The following is a 19,055-nucleotide window of genomic DNA, read 5'->3' on the forward strand; positions in this document are numbered from 1 at the left end:
GACATAAGAAGGCGCCGTCCGGCTCTCGCCGGGGGCGCTGGCCTGTAGGTTAAAGTGCCAAAGACTCGTCACGCAGAGGCAGCAGGGAGACGAGGCTCTCTTTTGGAAGAGCCTTCGAGAAATAGTATCCCTGGATAAGATCGCAGCCCAGGGCAGCCAGGAAGTTCAGTTGTTCCCTGGTCTCGACACCTTCTGCAACGACATCGAATGACATGACTTTCGCAAGTCCGATGATCGTCGATACCAAGCCGCACTGCTGAGTATCCGTAGGGATCCCGGTGATAAAGCTGCGATCGATCTTGATGCAGTCCCACGGCATCTCTCTGAGATAGGAAAAGGACGAGTATCCCGTACCGAAATCGTCGATGGCGATACTGACGCCCATATCCTTCAACTCCTTGAGAAGCGGCGTCACCTCGTTCTCGCGCTCGATATAGGAGGATTCCGTTATTTCGATTTGAAGATTGCGGGCCGGGAAACCTGTCTTGGATAGGGTCTTCGACAGCATGGATATGAAACTGCCGAATCTGACCTGGCTCGCCGATATGTTGACCGACACGGTAATGGGCGCATATCCGCCCTGAAGCCAATCCTGGCCATCCCGACAAGCTCGTTCGAGAACATACTCGCCCACGGCCTCGATAAGGCTGGTTCCTTCCGCCACAGGGATGAAATCGCTCGGAGGCACCACGCCAAGCTCCGGATCCGTCCATCTGGCGAGGGCCTCCACACCGCACAACTTATGGCTCACGGCATCGAACTGCGGTTGATAGTGAACCTGCAACACGTTGTTCGCCAAAGCATTCTTCAGTTTCACGCCCAGCTTTATCTTCTTTTGGCTCTCCGCGGTCAGCCGGTCCTCATAAACGCCGACCGACCCTCGCCTGTTGCGCTTTGCCTCATAGAGGGCGGCGTCGGCTTCCAGAAGTGCATCTTGACCGCCAGCGCCCAACTTGTAGCTCACCCCGAGCGTCGCAGAGGAAAACACTTCCAAGCTGTCGTCGATGCGGACGGTCTGGCCCAGAGTGGTTTGAATTTTCTCGAGCGTGCTTTCGATGAAAAAGCCATCTTCCGAACGAATGAGAAATGCGAATTCATCGCCGCCGATGCGGCACAGGATGTCGTCCGGCTTGAGATGCTCCTGCCGGATCGCATCCAGACGGTTGGCAACGACCTGGAGGACGCGATCGCCCGCCCCATGGCCATAACTGTCATTCACATCCTTGAAGTGGTCGAGATCGACAATGATCAGCACAAAGGGAGTGTCTTTGAGTTCGGCAAGGCGCTGATCGAGAATACGACGGTTGGCAAGGCCGGTCAGTTGGTCTCGCGAGGCAAGATATCCCAACCGCTCCTGAGTATTCTTTTGCTCGGTGATATCGATGAGCGAGTAGACATAGGTCTCGCCCCCCTCGGTATCCTCTCCGGCGGGAGTAATGGAGAGAATCCCAGGCCGATTCCTGTCCTTCCCGAACATCACTTCCCGCCGCCACATCTCCTTGGAATTTTGCGGAAGCGGAACCGGTTTCCCATCCCACCAGAAGGCTTCGCTCAGACTGACCAGACTTGGCTCGCCAGCCTCCCCGATGCCGAGCATCCGCTGAAAGGCAGCGTTGGCTTTGAGCATGGCGCCGGTCGGGCCGACAATCGCGAGACCTTCGGTTGAATTCTTGAAGACGATATCGCCGCGCCGAACATCCTGATCCTTCTTCGCCATTTCCCTGATCAGCTGAGCACTGCTGGAGACCAGGAGGCGCCAGCGAACCGTGTCCGTCTCCAGATAATCGACGAAAGCCTTTCGCTGCCAGAGAATGAAAAGGCCAAGCGGAACGCCGAAGGCGGCGGCTATCAAAACCTTGCCGGAAAGCCCTCCAAAGACGATCGCAGCGATTTGCGCGTTGATGCCGAAGGCGATGAAGGGAAACGCGATGCCGTCCAGCACGAGAACCAGGACGAAGGAAAGAATGTAAATCGTCGCGGTAATGGCAAGCGCCGGCTTTCTCTTCTTCGTAAACTCGAAAATATAGAGGAGAATCAACAGCTCACTGACAATCAGGACACCGCCGAGCGCGATCAGGAACGTCGAAACCTCGAACATCCCGGTGGGAACGCCGTGCGGATTGATGACCCCTTTCGTTTCCAGGACGGACTGCGTCAGGAAAGAAAAGGCGATGTTGAAGAGATCGACGACAAAGACCAGTCGAACCAAATGGCGCAGGATGAAAGCGTTTCGCTCGACCCAGACGAACATCACCGACGTCATCATGAAGGCGCCGTAACAGAGATTGCCGCCTGAAACGACGATGCCGTCGGCGACCGGCAGGGAGTAGACGTTCCCCATGAAACCGCCGATCAGCAGCACCAGAGAAATATAGACGTAGAAATGAACCTGGCGGATCGGGCCGGAAAGGGTCGTAAAATAGAGAGGAAACACCGAGAAGGCGGCTATTTGCAAAACCAGCAAAGCAAACATGACGGCTAATCCGGATTTGGATTATTGGAGAGTTGTGGTGTGCCGTGCAGAGCTCGGCGCCACATAAGCGCCGACGCACGGCTTACCGTCCTTCTCGTTGGCCGAACCTCGTCCGCACCCGAAGCCGATGTGCCATTTTCGTGCCCCCCAACAAACAGCCCAGCAGTCACATAAATCAAACTAACACTGTAGGCGCATTTGCTCATCTGAACTATTGGCACTGCCAACTATCAGAAAGTCTATCTCCTTGACCCATGAGGGATTTACTGCTTTCCGATTGGGCACGGAGGCGAGGAGCGACACCCTTTTGGCGAGAAATTTGGCAACGCAGCCGCGTCGCCCTCCGGCTGCGCGGCATTGCCTTCGCCTGTCGTCCATCGGCGAGACGCTATTTCAGCTCAAACAGGCGTCGGAAAATACCCGGCGCGATGGCCGACAGCGGGTTGACCGACAGCGATGGCGCATCGATCGGCCCGTTGAGGCGATAGGAAACGCCGAGCAGGCCGGAGCGACCGCCCCCGGCGAAGATCGTCTGGCCGAGCACCGGGATGGCCGCCAACACGCTGTCGAGTTGGCTGGCCGGCAGATAACTGCCGGCAAGGCGCAATGCGTTCTTCGAGAAATCGACATCGCCAGCCATGGTGAGACCGGCCGTCTCGGTCCGGATGAAACCCTCGCCGATCGACAGCATGCCGTTGCCAAACTTCACATCGAAGATCAGCCGACCGATATCGGCCGTCGACAGACCCTCGGTCGGGCCATTGCGCGAGGCGGTCGAGAGCTGCGCCAGGGCAGGCTCTTCCACGACTTTCCAGCGGCTACCATCGATGCTGGCCGACAGGATGCCATTGTCGTCGATAACCCCTGTCAGCGTAGCGCGCCCGCCGTAGACACGCCGATAGACACCAAGGAAGCGCAGAAGCCGCCCCACCTCGCCGGCCTCTACCTTGATGTCCCTCCCCTTCGCACCAGGTTGCAACGTCGCCGACGCCGAGCCGCCACCCGACGTCTGCACCGTCAACGATAGATCGTCGATCCTTCCGCCCGAGATCGCCGCTGAGAGGTTGAGCCCATCAAGTTGCTCGCCTCCCTCGCCAGACACGTTGGCAATGGCGGCAGACAGGTCAAGCGACATATCGCCGGGCATACCCGGTGCTGACGTTCGGCGCAAAAGGCTGCTGACCAGCGAGCGTGCGTCGAGGCGAGAGCCGTTGACTGTGATCTTGAGACCACCGTCGCCCCTCGAAGCCTTGAGAGCCAGACGGTCCGCAGGCGAAAAATTGAATTTGGTGAGGTTGGCGCCCACGAAGCCGCCCTTGGCATCGAGGCTAATCTGCCCTTCGACCTCAGCCGCTCCCGCCTTCAGCGCAAGGTTGGTCACGGCGGTGCCACCTGCCCGCGCCGTCATATCGAAAGCCAGCGTGCCCGGCTTGCCGACCGGCTTGCGAAATCCGACCAGCGGCAAATTGATGCCGGCTTTGGCGAGATTGACCGTGACATGACGCGACTCTCCGTTGTCAGTCATTTCAACGGAAACGACGCCGTCGAGCATGTCACCGAAATCGAGGCCATAGCCCTTGGCCGCACCGGCATCGAGATCAAGCTTGACCACCGATTTCGCCGCGCCGTCGCCTGAGAGCGGTTGCGTCAAGAAAATATCGGCCGGCGCGCCATCGATCGACGCCTTGCCACTGACATGCGCCGCACCGTCATGCAGCTCAATGGCAAGATTGCCATCCGTCACCGCTCGCCCGTTGATCGGCGCGCCTGGATCGAAACCGGTCAGATCGATCCGGCCATTATAGATGATGTCGGTATCGGCTATTTCGTCCGCGAGCGGCAAGCGGATGGACAAATCGGCGGTCATGTCGCCGGCGGCACGGGCGGGATCGGGCGAAAAATCGCCCGCCTCGGCAAGCTGCAGACGGTTCCACAGGGCGATGCCGGCGGCCGCCGAGCCGGAAAGCTTGAGTGCAACCTCGCCGTCCGGCACCTTTGCATTCACCATCGGAACCACGAAGGTGGAAGGCCCGATGTTGAGGCGCCGCCCTTCCCCGAGGTCGACCCAACCGCTGTCGACCGTAACCTCGAAGCGGTTGCCGGAGAGCTTCCCGCGCCCAAATGCATCGCGGATCAGGGGTGCGTCATCGAACGGTGTAAAGGCGCCTTCGGAAAAATCGAAAGCGACAATGGCATCTGGGGGGGTGCTGCCGCCTGCCATTTGGTCGCCACGCATGGAGATGTCTACCGTCGCGTTGGAGATCAGCCCCGAATGGATATGCTTGCCGATCCAGTCGCGCACCTCGGGTGCGACCGTGGTCGGCCAGAGCACCTTCAACGCGGCAGCCGGCAGACGTGGCGATACGCCCGAGAGCACCGCGAAAGAGGCCCCTTCTTTGTGTGAGGCCCGCGCCGCCGCCGTAAAGCTGATGCCGGCTCCCTCGACATGCATGTCGTCCATGACGAGCAACGCGGCGGCTTGATCGTAACTGCCGGCGATCCGCCCGCCGCTGGTCCGTATGCCACTCAGGACGTCTTGCCCTTCGAGCTGCATGTCGAAGGTCCAGAGCTTGGTGCCACGAGGCGGCACCACTTCACCATGGGCGAGCAGATAGCCGGTACTGAGAATGATCGGTGATGGGTTGAGAGAGATCGATCGCTTCTCGGGATTCCAGGTGAAATCAAGCCGGACCGGCGCCGTGAGCGCGTCCAGGTCGCTATCGCCAAAATGAAGCGAAGGTCCGACCGTCACCTGCCAGCCGGCAGCGGTGACGCCCTTTTCAGAATCGACCGTAACGGTGCCGGTCCATCCGATCGTGCCCGACAGGTTGAGATCGTCGCGGCCCGCCGCCGAAGCGAGATCGGCAAGATCGAAACCACGCGTCTCGCTGTTGACGACGATCGGAGCGCCCGGCGCCGGCAGATCTGCGGTGAGCCGCACCGAAACGGCACCGTTGGCCCCAAGACCAATCGCCTGAGCCTCGATGGTGCGACCGTCCCTAACGCCGCCGGTTACCGACACGTCGGATACGATTTCGCGGCGCGCTTTTCCCGGCCGCTCGATGCCAAATCCGAAGGAGCGGATCTCGAAAAAACGCAGACCGTTTTCCTCGACCGCCTGACGCACCGCCGTGATCACCTGGTCGAGCGGCGGCAATTTCGAATTGGGCCCGATATCGCTGACCAGAACATGGTCCAGCTCCACGCCATCTATCGGAGCGATGTTGGCTGTCGGTTTTGGCCAGCGAGCGGCGATGCGCAATTCGTTGATCGACACGATGAGATCGTTCGGCCGCTCCAGTCTGATGTCGCGAATGACGAGATTGGGATTAAGATCGTCGGCAATTTCGATGCCGGCAAGACCGACGCTGACATTGGCACCATTGCCGTTGGCAGCCATGACCGATTCGATCCGGCTCGCCAGGAACGGCAGGAACAGCGGCCCTTGCAACAGGCGCCAAACTAAAAAAGCAACCGCGATACCGGTTACGGCGAACAAAATCACCGCGAACCGGAGGGCGCGTCTCCACCAGCGCGTTCGGCCGTTCGGCTTTTTTCCGTCGATACCGGTCCCCGCTATGTCGGCGTCCTCCCTGATCGAGCTTGGCCGGCAGAGCACCGGGCCAGAATCATCTTTGGCAGTGGTGCCAGACTTGCCTCTCTTCTGACAGCCGGCTACCAATCGGAAACTACGTAGCGGTCACGCGCTGACACGATCGGAAAGATCCCACCATGGCCGATTCCTTCCTCTGCCGTCTCGAAAGCCGTAGCCTCGTTGAAGTCGCCGGTCCAGAGGCGTCCGACTTTCTCGACCGCATGATTACACAAAACACCGAAGCCGCGGACGGACGAACCGCCGCCTTCGGCGCGCTCCTGACACCGCAGGGCAAGATCATTTCGGATTTTCTTGTTGTCCGGCAGGAAAATGGCGGATTTCTGCTCGATGCGCCGTCCACTGGCGCCAACGACCTCCGCAAGCGCCTGACAATGTTCAAGCTGCGCGCTGACGTGACCATCCAGGCCTCGCCACTCGTTGTGTATGCCGGAGTAGGCACGCCACCCGATGCCGGTCTTCTGGCCATCGATCCTCGTCATCAGGATCTCGGCTGGCGTATCTACGCGCCGGAGGGATCGGTGGCGACCAACGCCGATGAGGCGACCTGGCAGGCCCATCGCGTTTCGCTCGGCATTCCGGAAGCCGGCGCCGATCTGCCGCTTCTCGACGCCTTTCCCCACGACCTTGCCATGGATAGCCTCAAGGGCGTCGACTTCGACAAGGGCTGCTACGTCGGCCAGGAAGTGGTGAGCCGCATGCGTTATCGCGGTACCGCCCGCCGCCGGCCTGTCCTGATCTCAGCCGAGGCGGGTTTGCCGTCGGCCGGCACCGAAATCCTGATCGGCGGCCGGGTTGCCGGCCATCTCGGCTCGGCGAGCGGCGCCAACGGCATCGCGGTCCTAAGGCTCGATCGCGTCCGCGATGCGATGAGCTCAAGCGAGGCCATCACCGTGGACGGCCTGCCGGTTTCGGTTGCGCTTCCGGCATGGGCCGACTACGGCTGGCCAGAGACTGCAAAACCCGACGCATCCAAACCGGACGACTGACATCTATGGCCGACAAAGCCGGCTCTCCACCCCGCGCCTGGCAGCGCATGCTATCGGGACGACGGCTTGATCTTCTCGACCCCTCGCCGCTCGACGTCGAGATCACCGATATTGCCCACGGACTGGCACGCGTCGCCCGCTGGAACGGCCAGACCATTGGCGATCACGCCTTTTCGGTGGCCCAGCATTGCCTTGTCGTCGAGGACATCGCCGGCCTACTCGAGCCGGAACTCACCGTTTGCCAGCGCCTCATCGTGCTGTTGCACGATGCCCCTGAATATGTAATCGGCGACATGATCTCGCCGTTCAAGGCGGTGATGGGCGGCGACTACAAGACAGTCGAGAAGCGTCTCGCCGATGCCATTCATCGTCGTTTCGGGCTTGAAAAATACGACACCGAGCGTCTCAAGAGGCTCGCCAAGAAGGCCGATCTCATGTCGGCTTATTTCGAAGCGGTGGAGCTGGCCGGCTTCACCACCGAGGAGGCGAAGCGTATCTTTGGCGTGCCAAAAGGCATCGGCCGCCAGACCCCGGCAGGGCCGGCGCTCGGCCTCGATCCTCTGCCCACCGTCTCAGCGGAAGAAGCCTTCCTCAATCGATTCCAACAGCTCGAAAGCCAGAGATGACCGCCGCATCCATCTACGTCTGCTCCCTGACCAAGCTCGAAGAAACGGTGGCGCTCACCGGCGCTCGTCACGTCATCACGTTGATCAACGCCGGCACGCCCATGCGCCTTCCGACAACGATCGGCCACGACAACCATCTTTTCCTCGCCATGCACGACATCATCGAAACGGTCGACGGCATGACACCGCCCGGAGAAACGCACGTGGCTAAGATGCTGGAATGGGTGAAGGATTGGGATCGAACGACACCGCTGGTCGTCCACTGCTTTGCCGGCATCTCCCGCTCCACGGCTGCTGCCTACACGCTGGTCTCGGCGTTCAATCCGTGGCGCGATGAGGCCGCCCTTGCCGCCTTGTTGCGCGAGCGGGCGCCATCGGCGACACCCAACCGTCGCATCGTCGAAATCGCCGATCGGCTGCTCGGCCGCGACGGTCGCATGGTGGCGGCTATCGACGCCATCGGTCGCGGTGCCGATGCCTTTGAGGGCACGCCATTCTGCCTCGAACTCGAGGTGGAACCGTAACCTGCGCAAGCGAAACGATTGAGCGTCTCAACGGACGCGCAGGCCGGGTTTCCGTGTTATAGGCAGGTCATGGATACTCGCGACACGCAACTGGAAAGCGGCAGCATGCCGACGTGGATCTACAGCTTCGGCGAGGGCGTGGCGGACGGCGGCGTCGGTCTCCGACATCTTCTCGGCACCAAGGGCGCCAACCTGGCGGAAATGGCCAGCCTGGGCCTGCCTGTACCGCCTGGCTTCACCATCACCACCGAGGTTTGCCGGCACTACTATGCCAACGGCCACCAGTATCCGCCGGATCTGGAGCGGCAGGTCAATGCTGCGATCGACCTTCTGAGCCGGCGCACCGGCCGTTCGTTCGGCCATCCCGAGCGGCCGCTTCTGGTATCGGTCCGCTCCGGCGCGCTGGCTGCCATGCCGGGCATGATGGACACCGTGCTCAACCTCGGCCTCAACGATGTCACGGTCGAGGCACTGGCCGCCGAGGCCGGCGACGCGCGCTTTGCGCTCGATAGTTACCGACGCTTCATCCAGATGTTCGGCGATGTCGTCATGGGCGTCGACGGCCAAGCCTTCGAGGAAATCCTCGACGATCTCAAGGAGCGCGAGGGTTACTTTAACGACACTGAGCTCACCGCCGACGAGTGGCGCAAGGTGATCGCCTCCTTCAAGGAACTGGTCATCGATGAGACGGGCAAGCCGTTTCCGCTCGACCCGCTGGAACAGCTTTGGGGTGCCATCGGCGCGGTGTTCGGCTCCTGGAGCAACAGCCGCGCCGCCACCTTCCGCAAATTGCACGGCATTTCCTCGAACTCCGGCACCGCCGTCAACGTCCAAACCATGGTGTTCGGCAACATGGACGAGCGCTCGGCAACCGGCGTCGCCTTCACGCGCAATCCGTCCACCGGCGAACCTCAGCTCTACGGCGAGTTCCTGCTCAACGCCCAGGGCGAGGAAGTGGTGGCCGGCCTCAGGACGCCCCAGGACATTACCGAGGCAGCCCGGCTCTCCAGTCGTTCCGACCGCCCCTCGCTTCAGACGCTGATGCCCGAAACCTACCGTGAGTTCATCGGTTACTGCCAGAAGCTCGAACGGCACTTCAAGGATATCCAGGACCTCGAGTTCACCATCGAGCGCGGCAAGCTCTGGATGCTGCAGACACGCTCCGGCCGCCGGACCGTCGAGGCCGCCCTGCGGATCGCCGTCGACATGGCCAACGAGGGGCTGACCACGCGGGAAGAAGCGCTCGAGCGCATTGACCCGTCGTCGTTGGAACAGCTCCTGCATCCGACCATCGAGGCCGACGCGCCACGCGACATTTTGGCAACGGGTCTGCCGGCTTCGCCTGGCGCGGCGGTGGGCGAGATCGCCTTCAACTCCGAACAGGCCGAGAAGGCCCGCCAGCGCGGCATCAAGGTCATCCTGGTACGGGCCGAGACCAGTCCGGACGACGTGCACGGCATGCATTCGGCGATCGGTGTGGTCACCGCACGCGGCGGCATGACGTCACATGCGGCGGTGATCGCCCGCGGCCTTGGCAAGCCCTGCGTGGTCGGCGTCAGCGCCCTCAAGGCCGATCCGGTAGCCGGCACCGTTACCATCGGCAAGCGCGAGCTCCGTGCCGGGGACTTCATCACCATCGATGGCTCGTCAGGTCAGATCATGGCTGGCCGGGTTCCCATGAAGGAGCCGGAGCTGTCCGGTCCCTTTGCTGAGATCATGACCTGGGCCGACGCCGTCCGCCGCCTCGAGGTGCGCGCCAACGCCGAGACGCCGACCGAGGCGCGCATCGCCCGCCAGTTCGGTGCCGAAGGCATCGGCCTCTGCCGCACTGAACACATGTTCTTCGAGCACTCGCGCATTTCCGCCGTGCGCGAGATGATCCTCGCCGAGACACCCGAGAGCCGCCGCACCGCGCTTGAAAAAATCCTGCCGATGCAGCGCCAGGATTTCGAGGAGCTGTTCGAGATCATGGACGGCCGGCCGGTGTGCATTCGCCTTCTCGATCCGCCTCTACACGAGTTTCTGCCGCGCACCGAGCGGGAGGTGGCCGAACTGGCTCAGACGGCGGGAGTGGCGCCGGATGTATTGCGCCGCCGCATCGCCAATCTCGAAGAATACAATCCGATGCTCGGCCACCGGGGCTGCCGCCTCGCCGTCTCCTTCCCGGAAATCGCCGAGGTGCAGACCCGCGCCATCTTTGAGGCAGCCATTGCGGCGGGAAAAAAGCTCGGCCAGCCGGTGGTACCGGAAATCATGGTGCCGCTCGTCGCCGCCCGCAAGGAGCTCGACTACGTCAAGGCGATCATCGCCCGCGTCGCCGTCGAGGTGTCCGAGGCCGCCGGCCAGCCGGTGAACTACAAGGTCGGCACCATGATCGAGCTGCCGCGCGCCGCGCTGATGGCCGAGGACATCGCCCAGTCCGCCGCCTTCTTTTCCTTCGGCACCAACGACCTCACCCAGACCACCTTCGGCATCAGCCGCGATGACGCCGCTTCCTTCCTGCCAACCTATTTGCAGAAGGGCGTGCTCGCCCGTGATCCTTTCGTCAGCATCGACCGCGACGGCGTCGGCGAACTGATCCGCATCGCCATCGAGCGAGGGCGAAAGTCACGGCCCGATATCGGCTTGGGCATGTGTGGTGAGCACGGCGGCGATCCGGCTTCCATCGCCTTCTGCGAAGAAGCCGGCCTTGCCTATGTGTCCTGCTCGCCTTTTCGCTTGCCGATCGCCCGCCTCGCAGCGGCGCGCGCCGTCGTCATGGGCCGCGAGGAGCAGCTCAATACCTGACGCGGTCGGCGATGAAACGCGCCGTCGCCGGCCCGGTGAACAGCACCATGAAAAAGCGCATGGTCTGCATGGCCATGACGAAGGACATGTCGACGTTGCTGGACGCGGCAATGATCGCCACTGAATCGGCACCACCCGGCGACGTCGCGAGATAGGCGGTCAGAAAGTCGACTCCGGTTACCGACGCCAATACGCTGGCATAGATGGCGCAGATGGCAACCAGCACGACGATCGCCAGGAGAATGGTGGGCAGAGCGCGCGCCGCGTAAGCGAGGATCTCTCGATTGAACCGGCTGCCGATTGCCCAGCCGCAGATGGCGTAGGAGACAGCGAGCAGCACCGGCGGCAGTTCGACGGCAAGCACGCCGGCGCCTTGCAGTCCGATGGCAAACAGCATCGGCAGGATCATCGCGCCCGTCGTCAGGCGGAAGATGCGGGACAGAACAAGCCCGGCGCCGATCACCGTCAGCGTTGCGAGAAAATTCGTCCAATGGATTGCCGGGAACCAGGCCGCCGCTGTGCCGCCGGTCAGCGTGGTGTTGAGATAGAAGCGCGCCGCCAGCGAGGCCATGGTGGCGACGATCAGCACCCGAAGATACTGCATGACGGCAACCAGACGCGTATCGCCGCCATAGGCTTCGGCCATGATCACCATGGCGGTGGCGGCCCCCGGCGAAGCGCCCCAGACGGCGGTGGTGCCGGGTAGTATGCGGAAGCGAGCCAGCGCATAGCCAATGACGTTCGCCGTCAGCACCACCGAGGCGACGCCGATTAGGATCACCGGCCAGGCAGCGAGTATCTCGCCGAGCACGGTGGGCGGCATCGCCCGCGCCATCAGCGTGCCGACAACCCCCTGTGCCATCATGAAGACTGGCCTCGGCATCGCCACGGCCTGTCCGTTGATGCCAAGCAGGATCGCTGCCAGCATCGGGCCGAGCAGCAAGGCCGCCGGCAAGTGAAGGAGCTCAAAGGCTATGCTAATCGCCGCCGATATCGAGAGCAGGATGGCCCAGCGGAAAATATTGGCGCGGAAGCCGGTGCCCGGCGTCGGGAGAAGCATCAACAATACCGATCGGCGGTGGAAAAGCGTCGGCTGTTGCACAGCCTGAGCACAAGGATGCCAGAGGCCTCCTGCGCATAATGAGCGCTATACCCTTAAAGGTCCACTCGACCAGACATGTTTTCGAATGGCAGCCCTGCGGACGACTCAACCTTTCTGTGCCAAGTACAACCGAAACAACCAGAGATCGTACAGAGCAGTGCACAAATAACATAACTGTTCTAAGTAAGTTTTATTCGGAAAGAAGGAATTCGCATATCTTTTCGATTTAGAAACGAAACGTGGGCTGAAGTTACCATTCATAAATAGGTCATCGATTATTTCTCTTGGTAATCAACACAAGAGTCGAATAACATGACCTTCCTCAACACCCGCGGAAAACTGCTACACCGGATCATCTTCATCGCATCGCTGATCGTGATCGCGAGCTTCGCCCTGTTTTCCACCACCATCTACGTGCTGGAGAGGCAGGATCTCGAAGACAATGTCGCCCGTATCCTGGCCACCACGGGAAGCAGCGTCGCCTCCGGCACCGGCAACTGGTTCCAGGGACGCCTGCTGATCGCCACCCAGGCCGCCGATGCCATTGGGACATCCAAGGACGTGCTCGGCCTCGTGCTGGCGGGGAAAACGATGAGCGCGGAGTTTCTGTCCGTCTATCTGGGCGAAGAAAATGGTGCTTTCACCATCTCTCCCAAGGCCGACATGCCCAAGGACTACGACCCTCGCAAACGTCCTTGGTACATGGATACCGCTAAGGCGATGTCAGTCCAGTTGACCGAGCCCTATGTCGATCTGGCAACCAACAAGGTGGTCATTTCGGCTTGCGTGCCCGTCAACGCCAACGGCAAGCTGATCGGCGTGTTCGGCGGCGATTTCTCTCTCGATGCCCTTATCGAACGCATCAAGGCAGCCAACTTCGGCGGCATCGGCCAGGCTTTCCTGGTTTCCGCCGAAGGCAAAATTCTGGTCCATCCCGACGCCAGCCTGGTTGGCAAGCCGCTGTCGGAAGCTTTCACCGGCTTGACGACGCCGACTGCCGGCCGGGTGCTTGATACCACCTTTGGTGGCCGCGAACACGTCGCCAGCTTCGTTGCCATCGATGGCCTGCCGGTCAAGTGGTATGTTGGCGTCGCCGTCAACAGCGACATGGCCTACGCCAGCCTCAACAAGCTCGGCATCACCGCTCTCGTCGCCACCATCGCCGCGACAATTCTGATGCTGCTCGCTCTGGGCTTCGTCTTGAAGCGCGTGGTTGCCGGGCCGATCACTGCCATGACCGCCGCCATGCACTCTCTGGCCGCTGGCGACCGCAAGGCCGACATTCCCGGCCTCGACCGCCGCGACGAGATTGGCCAGATGGCGGCCGCAGTCGCGGTGTTCCGGACCAATGCCGAGGAACGCGATCGCCTGGAAGAAGGCCAGCGCACCGCCGTGGCGGAACGAGAACGCCGCGCTGCCCGTGCCGAAGCGCTGATCGATCGCTTCCGTGCCGAAGCTACCGGCACCATCGGCAGCGTCGTCGACGCCGCCCAGCGCCTCGAAGCTTCTGCTCAGGAACTGATGGCGACCGCCGAAGGCAGCGAACGCAGCAGCAGCGTCGCCGCATCGGCCGCAGAACAGGCTTCGGGCAACGTCCGGTCGGTCGCCGCCACCTGCGAGGAGCTCGAGGCGTCGACCACGGAGATCGCCCGTCAGGTCGGCACATCACAAGCGGTCGCCGGCAAGGCGCGTTCTTCGGCCAACGAGACGCGCGAGACGGTCGGCCGACTGCTCGCCGCCACCGACCAGATTACTCAGGTGGTCAGCCTGATCACAGCCATCGCCGAGCAAACCAACCTCCTCGCTCTCAATGCCACGATCGAGGCGGCGCGAGCCGGCGAGGCTGGCAAGGGGTTCGCAGTTGTTGCGGCGGAAGTGAAGTCGCTCGCCAATCAGACGGCGAAAGCCACCGAGGATATTTCTCGCAAGATCGGCGAGATCAAGGTGGTGTCCGACAACACCGTCAATGCGATCACCGAGATCGGTGACATCATCGAAGAGGTGAACACCGTCTCCGCCAGCATCACCTCCGCCGTCACCCAGCAGACTGGAGCCACCGGCGAGATCACCCGCAACATGCAGGAAGCGGCGCGCGGCAATGGCGAACTGTCTCGTACCATCGTCGAACTCAGCAACGGCGCCGCCACCACCCGCGCCGAGGCGAAAACGGTGCTGGATGCGGTGACTTCGCTGAAGACATCATCGGTTGATCTTGGCCGCAAGGTCGAGAGTTTCCTCGCCGAGATCGACGCAGCCTGACACATCCTCGATCTGGAAGAATTGGAGCCCGGCCGACCTCGGCCGGGTTTTTCTTTAGGTCGCCGACGCAACAAAATAACCGTTCAGCTCTTTCTAGAGCAATAAAACAAATGAATATCGCACATCTGAGCATAAATACGAAAAGCTATCAGCTAAATTATCTAGACGCCCCAAGTCAGTTTATAATAGACGAACAACTTCTTATTGAGAAGTGCATTGAACACAAACTAAGCGGTTACTATTCATAAACATCTTAAGACTTAACTGTCGGCAATCCTTTGCAAAGAGTCCGTCCGACATGACCTTTCTCAACATCCGTGGCAAACTGCTACATCGCATTATCCTCACCGCTTCGCTCATCGTCATTGCGAGTTTCGCGCTGTTCTCCACCACCATCTACGTGCTGGAACGGCAGGACCTCGAAGACAATGTCGCCCGCACACTGGCAACGACCGGCGCCAGCGTCGCCTCCGGTACTGGCAACTGGTTCCAAGGGCGCCTTCTGCTGGCCGAGCAAGCCGCCGACGCCGTCGGCTCGTCCAAGGACACACTCGAGCTTATCCTGACTGGCAAGACGCTGAGCTCCGAGTTTCTGTCTGTCTACCTGGGCGAGGAAACTGGCGCCTTCACCGTCTTGCCAAAGGCGGAAATTCCCGAGGGCTTCGATCCTCGCAAGCGGCCCTAGTACACCAACCCTGCTAAGGCGATGTCGGCTCAGCTGACCGAACCTTATCTCGACAACGGGACCAAGAAGCTGGTCATCTCCGCCGGCGTACCGGTCACGGCCGGGGGGAAATTGACTGGCGTGTTCGGAGGCGATTTTGCACTCGACGCCCTGGTGGATCGCATCAAGGCGTCCAACTTCGGCGGTATCGGCCAAGCCTTCCTTGTTTCCTCGGACGGCAAGATCCTGGTCCATCCGGACGCCAGTCTGGTCGGTAAGCCGCTTTCCGACGTGTTTGCCGGACTTTCGACACCCGCCACCACCGGCATGCTGGAAGCAGTCTTTGCCGGCCGCCGGCAGGTCGCCAGCTTCGTCGCCGTCGATGGCCTGCCGGTCAAGTGGTACGTCGGGGTGGCCCTCGACAGAGATATGGCCTACGCCAGCCTCAACAAGCTCAGGATCACCGCCATCGGCGCCACGCTGGCAGCCACCGTGCTGATGCTGCTTGCCTTGGGGTTGGTGCTGAAGCGTGTGGTTGCCGGGCCGATCACCGCCATGACCGAGGCCATGCATTCCCTGGCCGCTGGCGACCTCAAGACCGATATCCCGGGCCTCGAACGCCGTGACGAAATCGGCCAGATGGCCGCCGCTGTTGCGGTGTTCCGCGCCAATGCCGAGGAACGTGATCGCCTCGAGAGCACCCAGCGGGCCTCTGTCGACGAACGTGAACGTCGCGCGGCGCGCGCCGAGGCGCTGATCGAGGGCTTCCGCGCCGAAGCGACGGGAACGATCGGTCTTGTGGTCGAGGCTGCCCAGCGTCTTGAGGCCTCGGCTGAGGAACTGATGGCCACCGCCGAGGGCAGCGAACGCAGCAGCAGCATTGCCGCTTCCGCCGCCGAGCAGGCCTCCGGCAATGTTCGCTCTGTCGCCGCGACGTGTGAGGAACTTGAGGCATCGACCACCGAAATCGCTCGTCAGGTCGGCACCTCGCAGACGGTTGCCGGCAAGGCACGTGCTTCAGCCACAGAGACGCGCGAGACCGTCAGTCGTCTGCTCGCCGCCACCGATCAGATCAACCAGGTGGTCAGCCTGATCACCGCCATCGCCGAACAAACCAATCTTCTCGCACTCAATGCCACCATCGAGGCGGCGCGGGCGGGTGAGGCCGGCAAGGGATTCGCCGTGGTCGCCGCCGAGGTGAAGTCGCTCGCCAACCAGACGGCGAAGGCGACCGAGGACATCTCGCGCAAGATCGGCGAGATCAAGGTGGTGTCGGACAATACGGTCAACGCCATCTCGGAAATTGGCGCGATCATCGAGGAAGTGAATACCGTTTCGACCAGCATCACCTCGGCGGTCACCCAGCAGACCGGCGCCACCGGTGAGATCACCCGCAACATGCAGGAAGCAGCGCGCGGCAACAGCGAATTGTCCCGCACCATCATCGAGCTCAGCAATGGCGCGGCGACCACCCGCGCCGAAGCGAGAACCGTGCTCGATGCGGTCACCTCGCTGAAGAGCTCTTCGGTCGATCTCGGCCGCAAGGTCGAGAGTTTCCTGGCGGAAATCGACGCCGCCTGAAGCTCTGACGCCCTGCCGAAGCTCAAACCCGGCCGCTCATAACGGCCGGGCTTTTGCTTGCGTTAAGCGGCCCTCGTCATCAATGACGGGGATTCTCCTGTTCACTCGGTTTCCCTACCCTTGCCGGAGGCGCAAAACGCCTCTATCAGGGGGGCTTATGATCAAGAAAGCCGCTAATCCCTACGGATTCAGTCGCCCGCATCTTCTGGGGATCGAAGGCCTTTCCCCTCTGGAGATCGTCGACCTTCTCGACCGTGCCGAAGAAAACATCGAGCTCGGCCGACAACCCTCCAAAAAGCGTGACAGCCTGACCGGCCGCACGCAGATCAATCTCTTCTTCGAAAATTCGACGCGCACCCAGTCGTCCTTCGAGCTGGCCGGCAAACGGCTTGGCGCCGACGTGATGAACATGGCGGTCGGCCAATCGTCGGTGAAAAAGGGCGAAACGCTGATCGACACGGCGATGACGCTCAACGCCATGAACCCCGACGTCATCGTCGTCCGGCACAACGCCTCCGGCGCCGTGGCGCTGCTCGCCCAGAAGGTCGACTGCTCCGTCGTCAACGCCGGCGACGGCAGCCACGAGCACCCGACGCAAGCCCTGCTCGACGCACTGACCATTCGCCGTCACAAGCAGCGGATCGATGGCCTCGTCGTCGCGATCTGCGGCGATGTCGCTCATAGCCGGGTTGCCCGCTCCAACATTCTGCTGCTGACCGCGCTCGGCGCGCGTGTTCGTCTCGTCGGCCCATCGACCTTGGTGCCCGGCGCTTTCCGAGAGATGGGCCTTGAAACCTTCACCTCCATGCGCGAGGGGCTCAAGGACGCCGACATCGTCATGATGCTGCGTCTGCAACGCGAGCGCATGCAGGGTTCCTTCGTGCCGTCGGTCCGCGAGTACTTCCATTACTGGGGCCTCGACGAAGAGAAGCTGTCCTATGCCAAGCCCGATGCCCTCGTCATGCACCCTGGCCCGATGAACCGCGGCGTGGAGATCGATCCGGCCGTTGCCGATGGTCCGCAGAGCCTCATCCGCGAACAGGTGGAAATGGGCGTTGCCATTCGTATGGCGGTGCTCGACGCGGTGGTGAACGCCCAAGGCAACGGCGGGGAGGCCTTCCGATGAGCAGGATGACCCAGACCCGACCGATATTGCTGGCCAATGCGCGCCTCGTCGATCCCTCGCAGGGCATCGACGGCCCCGGCGCGGTGTTGATGATCGATGGCCGCATCGCCGCCGCTGGCCCGTCGGCCAGCAACAACGGCGCGCCTGAAGGCACCGAGGTCGTCGACTGCCGCGGCCTCGTTGTGGCACCCGGCCTCATCGACCTCTGCGCCCATGTCGGCGAACCCGGCCATGAGCATCGCGAAACCTTCGCCTCGGCCGGCCGCGCCGCTGCTGCCGGCGGCATCACCACGCTGGTCGCCATGCCGGACACCGAGCCCTGCATCGATGACCCCGCCCTCGTTGATTTCGTGGCGACCCGTGCCCGAAGAACCTCCGCCGTGCGCGTCCGCGTCATGGCGGCGCTGACCAAGGGACAGGAAGGCAACGAGCTGACCGAGTTCGGCCTGTTGGGTGAAGCCGGCGCCGTTGGCTTCACCTCGGGACGCGGCGCCATCGCCAACGCTCAGGTACTGCGCCGGGCGCTGACCTACGCCAAGGATTTCGGTGCCCTGGTCTGTAATCGGCCGGAAGACGCGGCGCTGAAGGGCGCCGCCGTCATGAACCTGTCGGAGACCGCGGTGCGGCTGGGCCTGCAAGGCATCCCGGCCGAGGCCGAAACGGTCATGCTGGCGCGCGACCTCCGTCTCGCCCGTCTTGCCGGTGGTCGTTATCACGCGTCGCTGCTCTCGGCAGCCGAGTCGCCCGAGCTGATGGCTTGGGCCAAGGATCGCGGCATCGCCGCCACGGCCTCGGTCTCGGCTGCGCACCTCACGCTCAACGAGATGGACATCGGCGCCTACCGCACCTTCTTCAAACTGTCGCCGCCGTTGCGCGCCGAAGCCGACCGCCATGCCCTCGTGGACGCGGTGAAGACCGGTGCGATCGACGTCATCGTTTCCAACCACGACCCCCAGGATGTCGAAACCAAACGCCTGCCTTTCGCCGAGGCGGCCGATGGCGCCATCGGCCTTGAAACCTTCCTGTCGGCGGGCCTCAGGCTGGTGCATGACGGCTCGTTGACGCTTCTGAGGCTGATCGAGGCGATGTCGACCCGGCCGGCCGAAATCGCCGGCCTCGATGCCGGCACACTTAAAAAGGACGCCCCGGCGGACCTCATCCTATTCGACCCCGATGAGCCGTGGGTGCTCAACGCCAAGGACATTCTCTCCAAAGCCAAGAACACCCCCTACGACGGTGCCCGTTTCACCGGCCGTGTCCGTTGCACCTATGTCAGCGGCGCCCTGGTATTCGAGCGCTAGAAGTCTATTC

Annotated in this window: 11 protein-coding genes and 3 pseudogenes; 11 read left to right on the top strand and 3 right to left on the bottom strand. The window is 62.1% G+C overall.

All coding sequences use genetic code 11. From position 1 onward, the window contains the following. Positions 1-49: 49 nt before the first annotated feature. Both G522_RS28990 and G522_RS0112725 read right to left on the bottom strand, forming a co-directional pair. Positions 50-2,473, bottom strand: a complete 2,424-nt coding sequence (locus G522_RS28990; RefSeq protein ID WP_051228582.1) for a putative bifunctional diguanylate cyclase/phosphodiesterase — start codon at positions 2,471-2,473, stop codon at positions 50-52. A 388-nt stretch (positions 2,474-2,861) separates the two neighbouring features. Next, on the bottom strand, positions 2,862-5,873 hold the full coding sequence (locus G522_RS0112725) for a hypothetical protein (protein ID WP_156886930.1): 3,012 nt from the start codon (positions 5,871-5,873) through the stop codon (positions 2,862-2,864). Positions 5,874-6,205: 332 nt separating this feature from the next. Here G522_RS0112725 and ygfZ point away from each other — a divergent pair, with 332 nt between their 5' ends. The 4 genes from ygfZ to ppdK all read left to right on the top strand — a co-directional run bounded on the left by ygfZ (position 6,206) and on the right by ppdK (position 11,012). Continuing rightward, complete coding sequence (gene ygfZ / locus G522_RS0112730; protein ID WP_026791376.1) at positions 6,206-7,075, top strand: CAF17-like 4Fe-4S cluster assembly/insertion protein YgfZ; 870 nt, start codon at positions 6,206-6,208, stop codon at positions 7,073-7,075. Positions 7,076-7,080: 5 nt separating this feature from the next. Further along, positions 7,081-7,701 (top strand): HD domain-containing protein, encoded by a 621-nt coding sequence (locus tag G522_RS0112735; protein WP_026791377.1) that lies wholly within the window; start codon positions 7,081-7,083, stop codon positions 7,699-7,701. Next, positions 7,698-8,225 (top strand): tyrosine phosphatase family protein, encoded by a 528-nt coding sequence (locus G522_RS0112740; protein WP_026791378.1) that lies wholly within the window; start codon positions 7,698-7,700, stop codon positions 8,223-8,225. The genes G522_RS0112735 and G522_RS0112740 overlap by 4 nt, the downstream gene beginning before the upstream one ends. A gap of 105 nt (positions 8,226-8,330) precedes the next feature. After that, positions 8,331-11,012, top strand: a complete 2,682-nt coding sequence (ppdK, locus tag G522_RS0112745; protein WP_026791379.1) for a pyruvate, phosphate dikinase — start codon at positions 8,331-8,333, stop codon at positions 11,010-11,012. On the opposite strand, the gene G522_RS0112750 is transcribed toward ppdK, so the two are convergent. Beyond that, positions 11,002-12,072 (bottom strand): AbrB family transcriptional regulator, encoded by a 1,071-nt coding sequence (locus G522_RS0112750; protein WP_036839063.1) that lies wholly within the window; start codon positions 12,070-12,072, stop codon positions 11,002-11,004. The two genes, ppdK and G522_RS0112750, sit on opposite strands and share 11 nt — an antisense overlap. Positions 12,073-12,426: 354 nt before the next feature. Here G522_RS0112750 and G522_RS0112755 point away from each other — a divergent pair, with 354 nt between their 5' ends. The 7 genes and pseudogenes from G522_RS0112755 to G522_RS0112775 all read left to right on the top strand — a co-directional run bounded on the left by G522_RS0112755 (position 12,427) and on the right by G522_RS0112775 (position 19,045). After that, positions 12,427-14,373, top strand: coding sequence for a methyl-accepting chemotaxis protein (locus tag G522_RS0112755; RefSeq protein WP_026791381.1), 1,947 nt, complete (start codon positions 12,427-12,429; stop codon positions 14,371-14,373). A gap of 298 nt (positions 14,374-14,671) precedes the next feature. Next, positions 14,672-15,058, top strand: coding sequence for a hypothetical protein (locus tag G522_RS0112760; protein WP_026791382.1), 387 nt, complete (start codon positions 14,672-14,674; stop codon positions 15,056-15,058). 21 nt (positions 15,059-15,079) lie between these two features. Further along, positions 15,080-15,439 (top strand): annotated as a pseudogene (locus G522_RS30805) (cache domain-containing protein); the annotation flags it as partial. A 96-nt stretch (positions 15,440-15,535) separates the two neighbouring features. Then, positions 15,536-15,734 (top strand): annotated as a pseudogene (locus tag G522_RS30810) (HAMP domain-containing protein); the annotation flags it as partial. A 356-nt stretch (positions 15,735-16,090) separates the two neighbouring features. Beyond that, a pseudogene (locus G522_RS30770) lies at positions 16,091-16,618 on the top strand (methyl-accepting chemotaxis protein); the annotation flags it as partial. A 157-nt stretch (positions 16,619-16,775) separates the two neighbouring features. Then, a complete protein-coding gene (locus G522_RS0112770) occupies positions 16,776-17,744 on the top strand; it encodes an aspartate carbamoyltransferase catalytic subunit (RefSeq protein WP_026791383.1) in 969 nt (322 codons plus the stop codon). Next, entirely contained in the window at positions 17,741-19,045 is a 1,305-nt protein-coding gene (locus G522_RS0112775) for a dihydroorotase (RefSeq protein WP_036839065.1), read from the top strand. The genes G522_RS0112770 and G522_RS0112775 overlap by 4 nt, the downstream gene beginning before the upstream one ends. Positions 19,046-19,055: the final 10 nt, after the last annotated feature.

This window comes from Pleomorphomonas oryzae DSM 16300, assembly GCF_000422965.1.
In the GTDB taxonomy this organism is placed as follows: Bacteria; Pseudomonadota; Alphaproteobacteria; order Rhizobiales; family Pleomorphomonadaceae; genus Pleomorphomonas; species Pleomorphomonas oryzae.